At 67.4% G+C, this 16013-nt stretch carries 17 protein-coding genes and 3 tRNA genes; 11 read left to right on the top strand and 9 right to left on the bottom strand.

Going from position 1 to position 16013, the window contains the following annotated elements:
- From MWN33_RS12800 to MWN33_RS12790, 3 genes are all read right to left on the bottom strand, one after another.
- On the bottom strand, window positions 1–359 hold a 359-nt coding region (locus tag MWN33_RS12800; protein WP_247201252.1), incomplete at its 3' end, for a GTP-binding protein.
- Between the two features lie 193 nt (window positions 360–552).
- A tRNA-Gly gene (locus MWN33_RS12795) sits at window positions 553–626 on the bottom strand.
- Between the two features lie 31 nt (window positions 627–657).
- Window positions 658–742: transfer RNA gene (locus MWN33_RS12790), tRNA-Tyr, on the bottom strand.
- A gap of 206 nt (window positions 743–948) precedes the next feature.
- Between MWN33_RS12790 and rlmB the strand changes: the two genes are divergently transcribed.
- Entirely contained in the window at window positions 949–1770 is an 822-nt protein-coding gene (rlmB, locus tag MWN33_RS12785) for a 23S rRNA (guanosine(2251)-2'-O)-methyltransferase RlmB (protein WP_247201251.1), read from the top strand.
- Window positions 1771–2137: 367 nt separating this feature from the next.
- The gene (locus MWN33_RS12780) at window positions 2138–3808 is read left to right on the top strand and encodes an MFS transporter (RefSeq protein WP_247201250.1); all 1671 of its coding nucleotides are present in this window, start codon (window positions 2138–2140) and stop codon (window positions 3806–3808) included.
- A gap of 122 nt (window positions 3809–3930) precedes the next feature.
- Here MWN33_RS12780 and MWN33_RS12775 read toward each other — a convergent pair whose 3' ends face one another.
- The 3 genes from MWN33_RS12775 to MWN33_RS12765 form a co-directional block, all read right to left on the bottom strand.
- The gene (locus MWN33_RS12775; protein ID WP_247201249.1) at window positions 3931–4272 is read right to left on the bottom strand and encodes a RidA family protein; all 342 of its coding nucleotides are present in this window, start codon (window positions 4270–4272) and stop codon (window positions 3931–3933) included.
- A 111-nt stretch (window positions 4273–4383) separates the two neighbouring features.
- Window positions 4384–5007, bottom strand: a complete 624-nt coding sequence (locus MWN33_RS12770; protein ID WP_247201248.1) for an OmpA family protein — start codon at window positions 5005–5007, stop codon at window positions 4384–4386.
- Window positions 5008–5041: 34 nt separating this feature from the next.
- Entirely contained in the window at window positions 5042–5464 is a 423-nt protein-coding gene (locus MWN33_RS12765; RefSeq protein WP_247201247.1) for a cysteine rich repeat-containing protein, read from the bottom strand.
- 386 nt (window positions 5465–5850) lie between these two features.
- Here MWN33_RS12765 and MWN33_RS12760 point away from each other — a divergent pair.
- Both MWN33_RS12760 and MWN33_RS12755 read left to right on the top strand, forming a co-directional pair.
- Window positions 5851–5925: transfer RNA gene (locus MWN33_RS12760), tRNA-Thr, on the top strand.
- Window positions 5926–6140: 215 nt separating this feature from the next.
- Complete coding sequence (locus MWN33_RS12755; RefSeq protein WP_247201246.1) at window positions 6141–7151, top strand: hypothetical protein; 1011 nt, start codon at window positions 6141–6143, stop codon at window positions 7149–7151.
- A gap of 104 nt (window positions 7152–7255) precedes the next feature.
- On the opposite strand, the gene MWN33_RS12750 is transcribed toward MWN33_RS12755, so the two are convergent.
- Together MWN33_RS12750 and MWN33_RS12745 are read right to left on the bottom strand one after the other, a co-directional pair.
- Complete coding sequence (locus MWN33_RS12750; RefSeq protein WP_247201245.1) at window positions 7256–7951, bottom strand: sulfite oxidase-like oxidoreductase; 696 nt, start codon at window positions 7949–7951, stop codon at window positions 7256–7258.
- 98 nt (window positions 7952–8049) lie between these two features.
- A complete protein-coding gene (locus MWN33_RS12745) occupies window positions 8050–8787 on the bottom strand; it encodes a TerC family protein (RefSeq protein WP_247201244.1) in 738 nt (245 codons plus the stop codon).
- 450 nt (window positions 8788–9237) lie between these two features.
- Between MWN33_RS12745 and MWN33_RS12740 the strand changes: the two genes are divergently transcribed.
- From MWN33_RS12740 to MWN33_RS12710, 7 genes are all read left to right on the top strand, one after another.
- On the top strand, window positions 9238–10365 hold the full coding sequence (locus tag MWN33_RS12740; RefSeq protein WP_247201243.1) for an extracellular solute-binding protein: 1128 nt from the start codon (window positions 9238–9240) through the stop codon (window positions 10363–10365).
- Window positions 10366–10582: 217 nt separating this feature from the next.
- The gene (locus MWN33_RS12735; protein WP_247201242.1) at window positions 10583–11659 is read left to right on the top strand and encodes an ABC transporter ATP-binding protein; all 1077 of its coding nucleotides are present in this window, start codon (window positions 10583–10585) and stop codon (window positions 11657–11659) included.
- Window positions 11652–12689 (top strand): ABC transporter permease, encoded by a 1038-nt coding sequence (locus MWN33_RS12730; protein WP_247201241.1) that lies wholly within the window; start codon window positions 11652–11654, stop codon window positions 12687–12689. The genes MWN33_RS12735 and MWN33_RS12730 overlap by 8 nt, the downstream gene beginning before the upstream one ends.
- Complete coding sequence (locus MWN33_RS12725) at window positions 12686–13483, top strand: ABC transporter permease (RefSeq protein WP_247201240.1); 798 nt, start codon at window positions 12686–12688, stop codon at window positions 13481–13483. Before MWN33_RS12730 ends, MWN33_RS12725 begins: the two co-directional genes overlap by 4 nt.
- 87 nt (window positions 13484–13570) lie before the next feature.
- The gene (locus tag MWN33_RS12720; RefSeq protein ID WP_247201239.1) at window positions 13571–14173 is read left to right on the top strand and encodes a hypothetical protein; all 603 of its coding nucleotides are present in this window, start codon (window positions 13571–13573) and stop codon (window positions 14171–14173) included.
- 116 nt (window positions 14174–14289) lie between these two features.
- Complete coding sequence (locus tag MWN33_RS12715) at window positions 14290–15315, top strand: MBL fold metallo-hydrolase (RefSeq protein ID WP_247201237.1); 1026 nt, start codon at window positions 14290–14292, stop codon at window positions 15313–15315.
- Between the two features lie 86 nt (window positions 15316–15401).
- Entirely contained in the window at window positions 15402–15647 is a 246-nt protein-coding gene (locus MWN33_RS12710) for a DUF3297 family protein (RefSeq protein WP_247201235.1), read from the top strand.
- A gap of 27 nt (window positions 15648–15674) precedes the next feature.
- On the opposite strand, the gene cutA is transcribed toward MWN33_RS12710, so the two are convergent.
- Window positions 15675–16007 carry a divalent-cation tolerance protein CutA gene (cutA, locus tag MWN33_RS12705; RefSeq protein ID WP_247201233.1) on the bottom strand — a complete coding sequence of 111 codons (333 nt, stop codon included), beginning with the start codon at window positions 16005–16007 and terminating at the stop codon, window positions 15675–15677.
- Window positions 16008–16013 lie beyond the last annotated feature (6 nt).

Genomic DNA, 16013 nt, shown 5'->3' with positions numbered 1-16013 from the left:
ATGTGCTCGCGGGTCTGCGGCATCGGGCCGTCCGCCGCCGACACCACCAGGATCGCGCCGTCCATCTGCGCCGCGCCGGTGATCATGTTCTTCACATAGTCGGCGTGGCCGGGGCAGTCCACGTGCGCGTAGTGGCGGTTCTGCGTCTCGTACTCGACATGCGCCGTCGAAATCGTGATGCCGCGCGCCTTCTCTTCCGGCGCCTTGTCGATCTGGTCGTACGCCGTGAACGTCGCGCCGCCCGTCTCCGCAAGAACCTTCGTGATCGCCGCCGTCAGGGACGTCTTGCCATGGTCAACATGGCCAATCGTCCCAATGTTGCAGTGAGGCTTCGAACGGTTGAACTTCTCTTTGGCCATAGCTTTTTCCTTCAGCGACAGTCCCGAGGTCGCGAAAATCGGGGCGTGGGATAGGCGGTTTCGGCTCTTTCCGCAAGTGCCGCGTTGCGCGGCCGGACGGCGCACCATGGGGCGGGCGTGAGCGGTCCCGGCCCGTATGGCCGGCCCGCGCGCATCCCCGACGCATGCCTCATATAGGAAGTCTTGGCGGAATTGGAGCGGGTGAAGGGAATCGAACCCTCGTCATCAGCTTGGAAGGCTGTTGCTCTACCATTGAGCTACACCCGCAGAGGTAGAGGCAATATAGCGAGAGGAAAGGTGGTGGGGGAGGTAGGACTCGAACCTACGAAGGCATAGCCAGCGGATTTACAGTCCGCCCCCTTTGCCGCTCGGGACACTCCCCCAAGGCACGTCTTCCGGTCAGGACCGAAGCGAGCCCGCCCGGCCTTAGACCCCACGGGAGCATCCGGCGTAAAGCGCGGCTCCCCGTGCGGCCGGCTTTATGGTGACGTGCCCCTGCCCTGTCAACCCCGCCTGCCGCGCCGTCCCCTTCGCTGTGGACGGCGCGGCCAAATTGCCAATGCGCGCGCGGCGTGACAGAACGCGCGGCATGAACGATCACCCCAACCGTCCGCCCGGCCGGCCGATGCGCCCTGCCGATCGCAACCGCACGCCGCGCCCGCGCCCCGCCGGGCGCCCCTTCGGCGCGTGGCCGGACGACGTGGCGATTCTCTATGGCTGGCACAGCGTGGTCGAGGCACTGCGCAATCCCCGCCGCAAGTTCCGCCGGCTGATGGTCACGGAGAACGCGTCCCGCCGGCTTGAGGAAGAGGCGGTGCCGCTGAAGATCCAGCCGGAGATCGTGCGCCCCGGCGAGATCGACCGGCTGCTCGACCCCGACGCGGTGCATCAGGGCATGCTCGCCGAATGCGATCCGCTGCCGACGCTCAGCCTCGCCAAGGCGGCGGAGAGCGACCTGCTGCTTGTGCTCGACCAGATCACCGACCCGCACAATGTCGGCGCCATCGTGCGCTCGGCGGCGGCGCTGAAGGTCGGTGCCATCGTCACCACCGCCCGCCACAGCCCGGCGGCGACCGGCGTGCTCGCCAAGAGCGCCAGCGGCGGACTGGAGCATGTGCCGTTCTGCTTCGTCGGCAACCTCGCCCGCGCGCTGGACGAGCTGAAGGAACGCGGCGTGCTCGTCGTCGGGCTCGACAGCGAGGGGCCGGCGGACCTCATGGACACGCCCCTCACCGCCCCCACGGCGCTCGTTCTCGGCGCCGAGGGAAAAGGCCTGCGCCAGCTCACGCGGCAGACCTGCGACACGCTCGCGCGCATCGACCTGCCGGGCGCCATCGTGAGCCTCAACGTGTCGAACGCCGCGGTACTGTCGCTCTACATCGCGCGCCGGGCGGTCGGCCGGCGCGACTAGTCCGTCGGCGAGACGAGCGGGCCGACTATACTTCGCCGCCACGCCGTTTCATCCCGCATTGCAGCGCAATACGGGGTTACGACCAATTGCCAATCGTCAAAACCGCCGGTTTTCGCCAAGCTTTACACCGAGGTGCGCAAGGAATCGGAGAATTCCGCGCGCCACGAATCCGGGGAATGGCTCTGCCGACATACGCGCGGGCCGCCATCCGGGAGGAAAAAGCCCGAGTGGAAGGCGTTCCGGCGGAACTCCCAAACTCGTTCACGGCATCGGACGCGGCTCCCGGCGGGCCCGTCATCCTATCGCGCGTGCGCATGGCTTCGCACGTCTGGATATTGGCGCGACTTACTTTGGGGAAGGAACGATAATGAGCGTCTCAACGGCAGGGCCCGCCAAGGCGGCCCCGATGACCCGGGAAGAGAGGAAGGTGATCATCGCCTCCTCCGCCGGCACCGTCTTCGAATGGTACGACTTCTATCTCGCCGGCTCGCTCGCCGCGAACATCGCCGCGACCTTCGTGCCCGGCACCAACGACACCGCGAAGTTCATCTTCGTGCTGTTCGGCTTCGCCGCCGGCTTCGCGGTGCGCCCCTTCGGCGCCCTCGTCTTCGGCCGCCTCGGCGACCTCATCGGCCGCAAGTACACCTTCCTCGTCACCATGACGCTGATGGGCATCGCCACCTTCCTGGTCGGCCTGCTGCCCAGCTATGACTCGATCGGCTATGCCGCACCGGTCATCTTCATCGTCTGCCGCCTGCTGCAGGGCCTGGCGCTCGGCGGCGAGTATGGCGGCGCCGCGACCTATGTCGCCGAGCACGCGCCGAACGGACGCCGCGGCTTCTACACCTCGTGGATCCAGACCACCGCGACGGTCGGCCTGTTCCTGTCGCTGCTGGTCATCCTGACCCTGCGCCTGTCCATGTCGCCGGAAGACTTCGCCGCCTGGGGCTGGCGCATTCCCTTCCTGCTGTCGATCATCCTGCTCGGCTTCTCGATCTGGATCCGCCTCTCGCTCAACGAGTCGCCGGCCTTCCAGAAGATGAAGGCGGAAGGCTCGCGCTCGAAGGCGCCGCTCACCGAAGCCTTCGGCCGCTGGCCGAACGCGAAGATCGCGCTCATCGCCCTGTTCGGCGGCACCGCCGGCCAGGCCGTGGTGTGGTACTGCGGTCAATTCTACGCGCTGTTCTTCCTGACACAGACATTGAAGGTGGACGGAACGACGGCGAACCTCCTGATCGCCTTCAGCCTGCTGATCGGCACGCCGTTCTTCATCTTCTTCGGCTGGTTCTCGGACAAGATCGGCCGCAAGCCGATCCTCATCGCGGGCTGCCTCATCGCTGCGGCGACCTACTTCCCGCTCTTTGAGAACATCGCCCGCGTCGCCAATCCGAAGCTGATCGAAGCCACCGATACGGTGAAGATCGACATCACCGCCGATCCGGCGAGCTGCGGAACCCTGTTCGACCCGGTCGGCGTGCGCGTCTTCACCCGGCCGTGCGACGTCTACCGCCGCACGCTGGCGACCAACTCGATGCACTACGCGCTGCTGCCGGGCCCGGCGGGCTCGCCCGTCGCGGTCTCGGTCAACGGGACGCCGGTCACGATCGCCGACACCGACAAGACCGGGGCGTCCATCGTCGCCGCAGCCCAGGCGGCCGGCTATCCCAAGGTGGGCGACGCGTCCATCGTGAAGCAGCCGACCGTCGGCGGCGTGCTCAGCGACAGCCGCACGCTGACCCTGATCGGCCTGCTGTTCGTCCTCGTCCTCTACGTGACGATGGTGTACGGCCCGATCGCGGCCCTGCTGGTCGAACTGTTCCCGACCCGCATCCGCTACACCGGCATGTCGCTGCCCTACCACATCGGCAATGGCTGGTTCGGCGGCTTCCTGCCGCCCACCGCCTTCGCCATCGTGGCCGCGACCGGCAACATCTTCTCCGGCCTCTGGTATCCGATCATCATCGCCGTCATGACGGCGATCATCGGCCTGATCTTCCTGCCGGAAACCAAGGACCGCGATCTCGAAAACTGGCACTGAGCCGGTTCTCGCCCCTCGCGGGCAGAGTTGCAAAAACGAAGGCCCCGTCGCGAGACGGGGCCTTTTTTCTTGCGCCCGCTTTTATTGCACCGGCCCCGGTCGACGGCGCCGCGCGGCGCGGCTCAGATCGCCGCCGAGACGACGATCTCGACCTTGTAGTCCGGCGTCGCCAGCAGCGCCTGAACGGTGGCGCGGGCGGGCGTGTTGCCGGGCGAGACCCACTTGTCCCACACCGCGTTCATCTCCGCGAAGGTCGAGATGTCGGCGAGGTAGATGGTCGCCGTCAGCAGTCGGGTCTTGTCGGTGCCGGCCTTGGCCAGCAGCTCGTCGATGGAGGCGAGCACCGCCTCGGTCTGCGCCGTGACCGTGCCGCCCTTGGCGACCTGGCCCGCGAGATAGACGACCGACCCGTTGATGACCGCCTCGCTCATGCGCGGACCGACTTCAATTCTGTTGATGCTCATCTGCCGAACTCTGGATTCCTCGGTGGGGGAACGGCCAAAAGAAAAGGCCGGCCGGCACCCTCCCGGGCACCGGCCGGCCTTGCTAGCACGCGGGACGCGCGCCTGTCGCGATCAGGGCGCGTTGGTCGGCATCGGCTTCGGCATGGGGCCGACCGTGCCGATGGTGAAGATCTGCACGCGGCGATTGATCGGGTCTTCCGGCTTCGAGGGCACCTGCAGCGCCTCCTGGCCGAGGCCGACGGCCTCCAGACGGTCCGGCGAGACGCCGAATACCGTGACGAGGGCCTGCACGATGGCTTCGGCGCGCTGCTGGCTGAGCTTCAGGTTGAAGGCGCGGGTGCCGGTCGTGTCGGTGTTGCCGACCACGATGAACTTGTAGTTCATCAGGATCGGGTGATGCATCGCGTCGGCGATCGAGCCGAGCGTCCGGTAGGATTCGGGGCGGATGATGTCCGAGCCGAGCGCGAACTGGATCTGCACGGTGATCTGCGCGAGCTTGTCGAGCCGCTTGGCGATCTCCGACTTGTCGAGCGTCAGGGGCAGGTTCTTCGCCACCGCGTCCTGGGCCATCTGGCGCAGGACCTGGGCGGTGAGCGAGGGGTCGAACATGGTGGCCTGCGAGAGGCCCTGCATGATCTGCGAGTCGGAATCGCTGGTCTGGGCCTGGGCGGCCAGAGGCGCGGCGAGGACGGCTGCGAGGGCGATGCCCCCGACGAGGCGGGTGATGCGGGTCATGATCTGTCTCTTTCCCTTGCCTGGTCCCGGTCCGTCAGTTCCACCAGCCGGCATCGGTCAGCGTCTGCTTGCAGGCAGGGCGGACCACCTTGCTGGCGGTCTGGAGGCAGGTGAGCAGATTGGCGTCGCCCGGCTGGATGCCGGCGCAGAACTCGCGGGCGCTCGCACTGCAGACGCTGTAGGCGTCGGACTGCGCGGCGATGCGCTTGGCGATCGAGGCGCGCGCGGCGGCGTAATCGTCGAAGCACTGCTGGGGCACCTGATCCTGATGCGACATCAGGCAGTTGCGGACCTCGCCGGTGCCGAGATTGTCCTTGGCGCAGAAGCGCTCGATGGACGGGCCGCAGCTCTTGGCGATCAGCGCGCCGGCCTCGGCATAGCTCATGGTCTGGGCCGACGCGCCGCCGGCCGTGAAGGCCAGCAGCAGCGCCGCCAACCCGAATGCAAATCGGAACATAATCGCCTCCCGTTCTGGGTAAGCCGCCGACGGCGCCGGCGGCGAAGGGGAGTCGGATTGTCACCGCAGAACACCTCCCCCCGCGACTCGTCTCGCAGATGCCGGAGCGTGACGCAATGGCGTTTTTCGGCTGAAAAGTGCTCGCGCCTGGGACGGGCGACCGCAGGCGCGGCAGGGCCGCGTCGCGCTTGTGCCCGCACGCGCGCGCACGCGCCCGGACCACGGCGCGGGACATCGGGCGTTGACGCCCGCCCGCGCTTGGGCGATGAAGCGCGAAGCGAAGACTGCGACGATGCTTCGAGAAGCCGCGCAGAATCGCCCGCCAACCGCGTAAAGCCGGGTCCTTCCAAGACCTGAGGTGCAGAACGGCGCGGCTGGCAAGATGTGCCGGGTTAGCACAGCGGTAGTGCAGCGGTTTTGTAAACCGAAGGTCGGGGGTTCGATCCCCTCACCCGGCACCAATCCTCTCCCGTTCGCGACAGGATCCGGAATTCGTGGGTCGCTCTCGGCCGCGCGAAGGAATTGGATGCTACGCGATTCGACGCCGCGAGTAATCGGCCAAGAGTTACCGAATGGTTAACGCGGAAGTCGTTGTTTCGAGATTATTTCTTTTAGCTAAGCCTCTGAGATTCCCTCGAATCAGCTATGTTGATTCAAATTCCTGGGGGATTTGGTCATGCAGTCGAAATGGCGTGCACCCGCTTGCTATGTCGGCGTCGGCATTCTCTGCGCCTTGTATCTGTCCATCGTGCCCGGCGTGAGCTTCACCGACGTCTGCGCCGGCGCCGGTCTCGGCGCGGCGGTGATGTGGGCGATCAACGAGTGGGAAACCGGCAAGTGGAACGTGTCGCTGCCGGTGCAGCCGGCACTGGCCGCGATCCTGCCGCAGCCGGCCGCCCTCGCGGTTGCGGGTGATGCCGGGCAGATGCAGGCCCTCGCCTTGCAGGCAGCCCAGGCTGCGGCGCAGGTGAGTGCGATGCCCGCCGGCCTGATGGCTGCCCCCTTGCCCGAAGCGGCCGCCATCCAGCCCGCTGCGGGCGCCACGCCGGCGGCTGTGCACGTGGAAATGCAGCAGGAGCTTCCCGAGCCCACGCCCCGTCACCGGGTCGATTCCGGCGCGCCGACGCCGGAGAAGATGGAGAAGTGGGAAATCGACGAGAAGGAGCCGAGCTGGGATGCCACGGCGCTCGCCGAGACCTGGGCCAAGCTGCGCGCAGAACTCTCGATCAACCGCCCCGGCAACCGGCAGACCCCGGCCGTTTCGCCCGATCTGCCGCGCGGGAGCCAGTATGCCCGCAATGCCGATGGCAAGGGTTCGCGCCCGCAGGCCCTGCCCTCCTCGGGCGGCTACGGTCGTCCCGCCGCCGCTTCGCCGGCCGCCGTCAAGTTCCCGGCCGCCAAGGGCGCACCGGCCAAGACGACCAATGTGTCGATCCCCGGCCGCCAGCCCGCCGCCAAGCCCTATGCCGGCGCGGCGCCCGCCAAGCCGCAGCCTGTTGCGGCCAAGCCCGCCACCGCGACACCGGCCGGCTACACGCTCGGCAGCCTCGGCCAGAACGGCGGCTCGCCCGTCCTCGCCAGCCTTGCGTCCGGCGGCACGAAGGCGGCCCGGCCTTCCGACAAGCCGGCCGAGCCGGCGCGGCAGATCGGTTCCTTCCTGCGGGCGGGCGCCTTCCGCCCGCGCTAAGACGGCTCCATCCCATAAGAAAAGCCCGGACGGGATGCCGTCCGGGCTTTTTTTCGTTTCGGGCGCCTCGGCGTCTTGCCGACACCGTCATTCTGACCGTCCCCTCACTCGTCGGCGGAATAGCGCTCTTCCTTCCACGGGTCGGCGTGGTTGTGATAGCCGTTCTCCTCCCAGAAGCCGCGCTTGTCGAAGCTGCGGAACTCGATCCGCTTCAGCCATTTCGCGCTTTTCCAGAAATAGAGATGCGGCACCACCAGCCGCACCGGCCCGCCATGCTCGCGGGTGAGCGGCTGGCCTTCCCAGCTATGGACGATCAGCGCGTCCTCGGCCGCGAAATCTTCCAGCGATATATTGGTGGTGTAGCCGTCATAGGAATGCAGCATGACGAAATGCGCGTCGGCGCGCGGCATCACCACGTCCAGCAGGTCGCGCGTCGCCACGCCTTCCCAATGGTTGTCGTAGCGCGACCAGGTGGTGACGCAGTGGATGTCGGTGGTCTCGCGCGTCTGCTTCTGCGACTGGAACGCCGCCCAGTCCCACGACACCGGCGCCTCGACGAGACCGTCGACGTCCAGCCGCCAGCGGTCGAGCGGAATGCGCGGCTGCTGGCCGAGATCGAGCACCGGCCAGTCGCGCACCAGATGCTGGCCGGGCGGCAGCCGGTCCTCCTCCGGCCGCGTCACACGCCCGGTGAGGAACTTGCCCTGGCGGGCCCAGCTCCGCTTGGTGACGGTGAGTTTCGTGTCGGCGGGCGGCGAGGCCGCGTCAGGCGAGGAAGGCGGGTCGGCGTCGTCACTCATGACCGGGCTCCTGAGCGGGTGGGAGCGCGATCATAGCATTGTCCGGCGGCGCGGGATTTCACTTCCCACGCCGCCGGAGCGGTCCTTGTCCGCAGGCGTCAGTGCGAGGCGGGGCGACGCCTGCGCTGGAGCATGTTCAGGCCCTCCACGCCGGCCGAGAAGGCCATGGCGGTGTAGATGTAGCCCTTCGAGACATGCGCGCCGAAGCCTTCTGCGATCAGCGTGGTGCCGATCAGCAGCAGGAAGCCGAGCGCCAGCATCACGATGGACGGGTTGCGGTTGATGAAGTTCGCCAGCGGCCCCGCCGCGAACAGCATGGTCAGCACCGCGAACACCACCGCGATCACCATGATCGGGATGTGCTCGGTCATGCCCACCGCGGTGATGATGCTGTCGACCGAGAAGACGAGGTCGAGGATCAGGATCTGCACGATGGCGGCGCTGAAGCTCATCTGCAGCGAGCCGCCGAGCGAGGCCTCCTGCTCCTCATGCGGCGCCATGCTGTGATGGATTTCCTTGGTGGCCTTCCACACCAGGAAAAGGCCACCGGCGATCAGGATCATGTCGCGCCACGAGAAGGCCTTGCCGAACACGCTGAACACCGGCTCCACCAGCGTCACGATGATCGCGATGGTGCTGAGCAGGCCGAGGCGCATGATGAGCGCCAGACCGATGCCGATCTTGCGCGCGCGGGGCCGGATGTCCTCCGGCAGCTTGTTGGTGAGGATCGAGATGAAGAGCAGGTTGTCGATGCCGAGCACGACTTCCATCGCGACCAGCGTGACGAGCGCCGCCCACGCCGCCGGGCTGGCGGCAAGTTCCATCAAATAGTCCACCGGATCACTCCCCCGAAATGGTCACGACAAGCCGCGCGCCGCGCGGGCATGCGCTGCGGCGGGACAGAAAGGCAGTCGGCAAGGATATCGGAAAGGGTAGCAGCCTCATTTCGACACGGTTCCACCGGCGTGACGTCGGAAAGCGATCCGACATCACGCGAACGCCGGTTCGGTTCGCGTCAGAGGGGCCCGGATCAACGGGTGCGCCGAACTTAAGGCAGCCACGAACCATTGCCAGAGCAATCGACCTGACAGATTGTCGCACCCTTGCGCCACTGGCGCCAGTGCGCGCGCCCCTTCTGCCGCTCCGTCATCCTTGTCGAAATGCGACAGAAACATTGTCTGCACGCGACACCGGCTTCCGCTGCCGGCGGGCCCGTGTCATCGTCCGTTCATGCCCGGTAACTAGAGCGGACGCCGTTTCGCCCACCGGGGCCAAGGGAGGTACAGATGACCCGCTTTTCGCGTCGCGACCTGATGAAAGCCGGCGCCTTCGCGCTCGCCGCGCCGGCCGTGCTGCGCGCCCATGACGCGCTTGCCACCTCCGGCTCGCTGAACGTCTATGCCTGGGGCGACTATTTCGACAAGAACACGCTTCTCGCGGACTTCACCAACGCCACGGGCGTGAAGGTGAACCTGTCGACCTACGGCTCCAACGAGGAGTGCGAGAACAAGCTGCGCGCCGCCGGCGGCAAGGGCTTCGACATCATCTTCCCGTCGGTCGACACCGGCCCGAACTACTACAAGGACGGGCTGCTGCAGCCGATCGACGAGGCCAAGTTCAAGTCGGCGCTGATCATTCCTTCGCTGTACCGCAACTCGCTCAAGCTCGGCGCGGCCTATCGCGGCAAGCGCTATCTCGTGCCGTTCGACTGGGGCACCGAGGGCATCACCTGGGATTCGACCAAGTTGGCCGGCAAGAAGTCCGGCGAGATTTCCTATGGCGACATGTGGCTCGCCGGCAATCCCAAGCAGACCGCCATCCGCCAGAAGTCGGTGTTCAACGGCGTGGCGCTCTATCTCGACGCCACCGGCGAGCTTCCCTCCGACCGCGGCCTCGACCTCTACAAGTCGGAAGCCGATTCCCGCCGCGTGTTCGAGGGCGTGCTGAAGTACATCCTCGCCCACAAGGGCAATATCGGCGCCTACTGGAACAACGCCACCGAGGCGACCGCCGCCTTCACGGACGCGGGCTGCACCATCGGCCAGACCTGGGACACCACCGGCATCCTGCTGCACCGGAACACGGACAAGAAGTGGTCCTACGGCATGCCCAAGGAAGGCGGCCTCGCCTGGACCGACACGCTCGGCATCCCCTCCGGCGCCGAGAATGTCGAGCAGGCCTATGCCTTCGCCAACTTCATCTACCAGCCGGAAGTCGGCGCCCGCTTCGCCAACACCACCGGCTACAACAGCGCGGCGGACGGCGCGGGCCAGTTCCTCTCCGACGAGGCCCGCTCGGCCTTCGAGGCGGCCTATCCCGCCGGCACCATCGACAACCTGTTCTGGTGGCCGATGCAGACCGACTTCTACGCCAAGCTGCGCGGCGAGTACGTCGAGAAGCTGACCAACAGCTGATCGGGTCGGCCTGCCGCCTTTCTCAGGTTCCGGCCGCGCGTGCACCCGTCCTCCCCGAAAGCGCCCACGCGCCTCGGGGATGCCGGAGCCGGTCCGCGCGGCCGACTTCCTTCGAGGCCCGGCCGGCCGCCACGCACTTCAAGACACGTTGACCGGGGAAGGCGACGCGCCGTCCCCGCCACCGGCCTCCGGCTCTCTTTCACGCAGAGGTCTGCCCATGCGCGGCAAGGACGTCCGTCTCGACCAAGTTTCCATCCGTTTTGGCGATTCCACCGCCGTCCAGCCGACCGACCTCGCCATCCATGCCGGCGAGTTCTTCTCCATTCTCGGCCCCTCGGGCTGCGGCAAGACCACGTTGCTGCGCACCATCTCCGGCTTCATCGAACCGACCGAAGGCCGGGTGCTGATCGGTGGCGAGGACATGGCCGGCAAGGGGCCGAACGAGCGGCCCACCGCCCTCATCTTCCAGAACCTCGCCCTGTTCCCGCTGATGAGCGTCGCCGAGAACGTCGCCTTCGGGCTGGAGGCGCGCGGCGTCGCCAGGGCCGAGCGCCTGCGCCGGGCGCAAGAACTGCTGGAGCTGGTGGCGCTCGGCGGCTATGGCGACAAGAAGCCGGCCGACCTTTCCGGCGGCCAGCGCCAGCGCGTCGCCATCGCTCGCGCGCTCGCGGTGGAACCCGCCGTTCTTCTGCTCGACGAGCCGCTCTCGGCGCTCGACCTCAAGCTACGCCAGCACATGCGCACCGAGCTGCGCGCGATCCAGAAGCGGGTCGGCATCACCTTCATCTACATCACCCACGACCAGGGCGAGGCGCTCGCCATGTCCGACCGCGTGGCGGTGATGAGCCGGGGCCGGCTGGAACAGGTGGCGGATGCCGACGCGCTCTATGCCGAGCCGGCGACACCTTTCGTCGCCACCTTCGTCGGCGAGCAGAATGTGCTGCGCGGCAGCGTCGCCAGCCTCACCGGCGATCTCGCCGGCGTCGACACCCCGGTCGGCCGCCTGGAAGGGCGTGCCAAGGGCGCGCTGCGGCTCGGCGAGGAGGCGCTGGTGATGGTGCGGCCCGAGCGCGTGTCGCTGGGCGGCGCGGGCATCAACGCGCTTTCGGCCCGGCTCGCCTCGCGCAACCTCGAAGGCCCCTCGGTCAACCTGCTCTGTGCCGCCGCCGGCCAGAGCCTGACCGTCACCGTGCCGAACGGCCCCGCCGTGCGCGATCTGCCGGAAGAACTCACCCTCTCCTTCGGCGTCGACGACGCGCTGGTCTATCCGGTCGGAGCGCTGGCCCATGGGTAGCCTCGCGCGCGCCTATGGGCGGCCGCTGGCCGCTGCCATCCTCGCCATCGCGGCACTATGGATCCTCGCGCTGATCCTGGTGCCGCTCGGCGCCATGGTCGAGCAGTCGCTGTGGTGGCGGGAATCCAAGGGCGACATCTCGCTGCAGATCGACCGCATCTACAACGACATCGCCACGATCCAGCTTGACCGCGCCAGCGAGACGGACCCGGCCAAGCAGGCCGCGCTCGACGCCACGCTGGAGCAGCGGCAGGCCGAGGCCACCGCGCTGGAGGCGCAGGAGAAGGACCCGCCCAAGACCTATGGGCTCGCCAACTTCACCCGCATGAGCGGCCTGCACCTCTATATCTTCGTGCGCACCATCCTCTACGCGCTGATGGTGACGGGCCTCGCCTTCGTCGTGTGCTACCCGGTCGCCTATGTGGTGGCGCTCGCCAGCGGGCCGCGCAAGGCGGTGATCCTGATGGTGGCGCTGATCGTGCCCTATGCGATCAACGAATTGCTGCGGGTCTATGCCTGGCTGATGATCCTCGACTATCGCGGCGTCATAAACGGGCTGCTGAGCTGGTTCGGCGTCGTCGACCTCGACAATCGCGGCTGGATTCCCTTCCTGGAAAATCCCTCCGCCGTCTTCCTGGCGATGATCTACACCTATGTGCTCTTCATGGTGTTCCCGATGGTGAACACGCTGGAGACGCTGGACCGCAACCAGATCGAGGCCGCGCGCGACCTCGGTGCCTCGACGCTGCGCATCCATCGCCGGGTGATCATCCCGCACGCCAAGCCGGGCATCGCGGTCGGCTGCATCATGACCTTCATGCTGTCGGCCGGCTCCTATTCGGTGCCGGCGATCATGACGCGCGGCCAGGGCGGCGACTGGTTCAGCCAGCTCGTCTACCGGCAGTTCTATGAGAGCAACAACTGGAACATGGGCTCGGCCTATGCGGTGTCGCTGCTCGTCGTCTGCACCACCTTCATCCTCATCATGATGCGCCTGTTCGGCGTCGGGCTGAGGGACATCGCCAAATGAGCACCGCCATCGAGAGCCCCGGCGCCCGGCTGGTGCTGAACATCTATATCGGCCTCTTCGTGCTCTATCTCTTCCTGCCGCTGGCGGTCATGTCGGCGGCGGCATTCAATTCCTTCGACTACCCCTCGGTGACACAATGGCGCGGCTTCACGCTGCAATGGTTCGTGGCGCTCGCCCATGACCAGCGCCTGCTGCAGGGGCTGGTGAATTCGGTGCTGGTCGCGCTCGGCGTCATCGCCGTGTCGATCCCGGCCGGCCTGTCGGGCGCGCTCATCCTCACCCGGCTCGGCCAGCGCTCGGGGACGGTGCTCTATTCGGTGCTGGTGTCGCCGGTGCTGACGCCGGGCATCATCCTCGGCATTTCCAGCCTCATCTTCTGGCGCGAATTCGGCGTGCCGGGCGGGCTGTTCGTCGCCGTCATGGCGCAGTCGAGCTTCATCGCCTCCTACGCCATGCTGCTGTTCCTCGCCCGCCTCCAGCGGCAGGACCGCACGCTGGAGGAAGCCGCGCTCGACCTCGGTGCCAGCCACACGCTGGTGTTCCGCCGCATCACCCTGCCCTTCCTGGCGCCGACCTGCTTCACGGCCGCCGTCGTCGCCTTCCTGCAGTCCTTCGAGAACTACAACACCACGGTCTTCGCCATCGGCGGCGAGTGGACGCTGGTGACGGAGATCGCCTCGCGGCTGCGCTTCGGCCTGTCGCCGGTGATCAACGTGGTCGGCGTGATCTTCGTCGTGCTCACCCTCGTGGCGGCGGTCGCCTATGTGGTGCTGAAAGGCAAGCCGCGCCGCTGAACCGGGCGAAAGGGAAAAGCCGACAGCGTTCTGTCATCCAGGCTGCATGGCGGCCCGGAATGATGCCGGGGAAACCCGGATGAACGCATGCCCGCTCCCCGTCGCCTCCTCGCGCTCGTCGCGATCCTCGCCGCCCCGACCCTCGCGCCCGCCGCAGCGCTCGCCGGCAGTACCAGCATCGGCGGCGCCTTCACCACCGAGCGCGCCGTGGACGCCTTCGCCGACACCACCTCGTCCGACTGGCAGATCGACGTCGCGCACAGCTTCGACAACAAATTCAGCCTCGCCGGCTCGGTGAAGTATTACGACACTGCCGGCACCTCGGACTACAAGGTCAACGCCCAGTTCGGCGGCGGCTACACGTGGGAGCTCGGCACCTTCGCGCTGACGGCCGGGGCCGGCGTCGGCCAGCATTTCGTCCAGGACGACGACCCCTGGAGCTTCCCCTACTACTATTTCACCCTCGCCGGCGCCCTGCCGCTCGGCGAGAAGTGGACGTGGAACGTCTTCCGGCTGCGCTACCGCAACGCCTTCGACAATTCGAACGGCTACAACACGCCGGAGGCGGCGATGGGCGTGACCTACCGCGTCGATGCCCATAACAGCGTCTCGCTCTATATCGAACGCGACTGGACGAACGGCCAGCCGGCCTATGACGGCATCGAGATCGGCTACCGCTACAGCTTCTGAAACCGGCTCACGCCCGGCCTCACGCCAACGTGACCCTTCCCCGGCGTGACCCCGCGCCGGCGCGCCCCTAGCCTGCGGCCGGCCCGCGACGCCCTTTCACCTATGGAGAGCCGCCCATGAGCCCGTTTCCCACGAGCCCGTTTCCCACGCCCCACCTCTCCCGCCGCCATCTGATGATCGGCGCCGCCGCCGCGCCCCTTGCCGCCCCGCTCGCGGGCGTCGCCGCCCTGTCTGCCGCCTCCCCCGCCGCCGCGCAGACCGGCTCGGGCCAGCAGGTGCCCGGCCTCTATCGCTACAAGGTTGGCACTATCGAGGTGACGGCGGTCAATGACGGCGCGCGGACCTTCCCGCTGGCGGACGGCTTCGTGCGCAACGCCAGCCGCGAGCAGGTCAATGCGGCGCTGGAGGCGGCCTTCCAGCCGAAGGACGTGATGAGCGTCCAGTTCAACCCGCTGCTCATCAACAATGGCGGCAAGCTGACCCTGATCGACACCGGCAACGGCCCGCAGCCGGGCAATTCGAGCGTCGGCAAGCTGCGCGCCAACCTCGCCTGGGCCGGCGTGAAGCCGGCCGACATCCAGACCGTGGTGATCTCGCATTTCCACGGCGACCACATCAACGGCCTGCGCGCCGAGGATGGCGGCCTCGCCTTCCCCAATGCCGAAATTCTGGTGCCGGAAGTCGAATGGACGTTCTGGACCGACGAGGGCGAGGAGAGCCGTGCGTCGGAGGGGCTGAAGGCCAATTTCCAGAACGTGAAGCGGGTGTTCAAGGACATCGACAGCAAGGTGACGCGCTACGCCTGGGACAAGGAGATCGTGCCCGGCCTGACCTCGGTCGAGGCCGCCGGCCACACGCCGGGCCACACCGCCTTCGTGCTCGCTTCGGGCGAGGGCAAGCTGTTCATCCAGTCGGACGTCACCAACACGCCGATCCTGTTCGCTCCGAACCCGCAATGGCAGGTGCAGTACGACATGGACGGCGAGAAGGCCACGCAGACCCGCCGGCGCATCTACGACATGGTGGCCGCCGACAGGCTCCAGCTCACCGGCTACCACTACCCCTTCCCCGCCACCGGCTTCATCCGCAAGTCGGGCGAGGGCTACGAGGTGGTGCCGGCGATCTGGAACCCGGTGCTCTGAAGGCACGGCGCCTCGCGCCGGGCTGGCAAGCGGGCGCGAGCGAGGCTATGTCTCGCCCCCGACCGTCAACCCGAGCCGAGGACAACATGGCCGACACCCTTCCCGACCGCCTGTCGAGCGACCCGAACAGCCCCTATTACGATGCCGAGCTGCTGGAGCGCGGCGTCGGCATCCGCTTCAAGGGCGCCGAGAAGACCAATGTCGAGGAATATTGCGTCTCCGAGGGCTGGATCCGCGTCTCCGTCGGCAAGGCGAAGGACCGCGCCGGCAACCCGATGACGGTGAAGCTGGTCGGCCCGGTAGAGCCCTATCTGCGCGAGGCCGAGGGCTGAAGCGACGGCCGGAGGCCGGACCGGCGCTCAACCGCCCGTCTCAGCGGCGATCCAGTCGAGGTAATCGGCATCGCCGCCGTCGACCGGCAGGAACAGCACGGCCGGCGTCTCATGGGGATGGCGGGCGCGCACCGCCTGCGCCACCGCCTCGGCGAGCTCGGCGCGGGTTTTGAAGATCACGACGACCTCCTGCGCGCGCTCGATCTCGCCCTGCCAGCGATAGATCGAGACCATGCCGGGCACTATATTGATGCAGGCGGCCAGCCCGTCGGCGACGATGGCCCGGCCGGCCGCTTCCGCCTCGACGGCTTCCGGCCACGTCGTATAGATCAGGACTGTGCTATAGCCGCCCTCGGGCATCGTCCC

This window comes from Ancylobacter koreensis (assembly GCF_023016525.1).
Taxonomy (GTDB): domain Bacteria; phylum Pseudomonadota; class Alphaproteobacteria; order Rhizobiales; family Xanthobacteraceae; genus Ancylobacter; species Ancylobacter koreensis.
The sequence above is the reverse complement of the archived record's forward strand: the minus strand, read 5'-3'. Positions and strand labels throughout refer to the sequence as shown.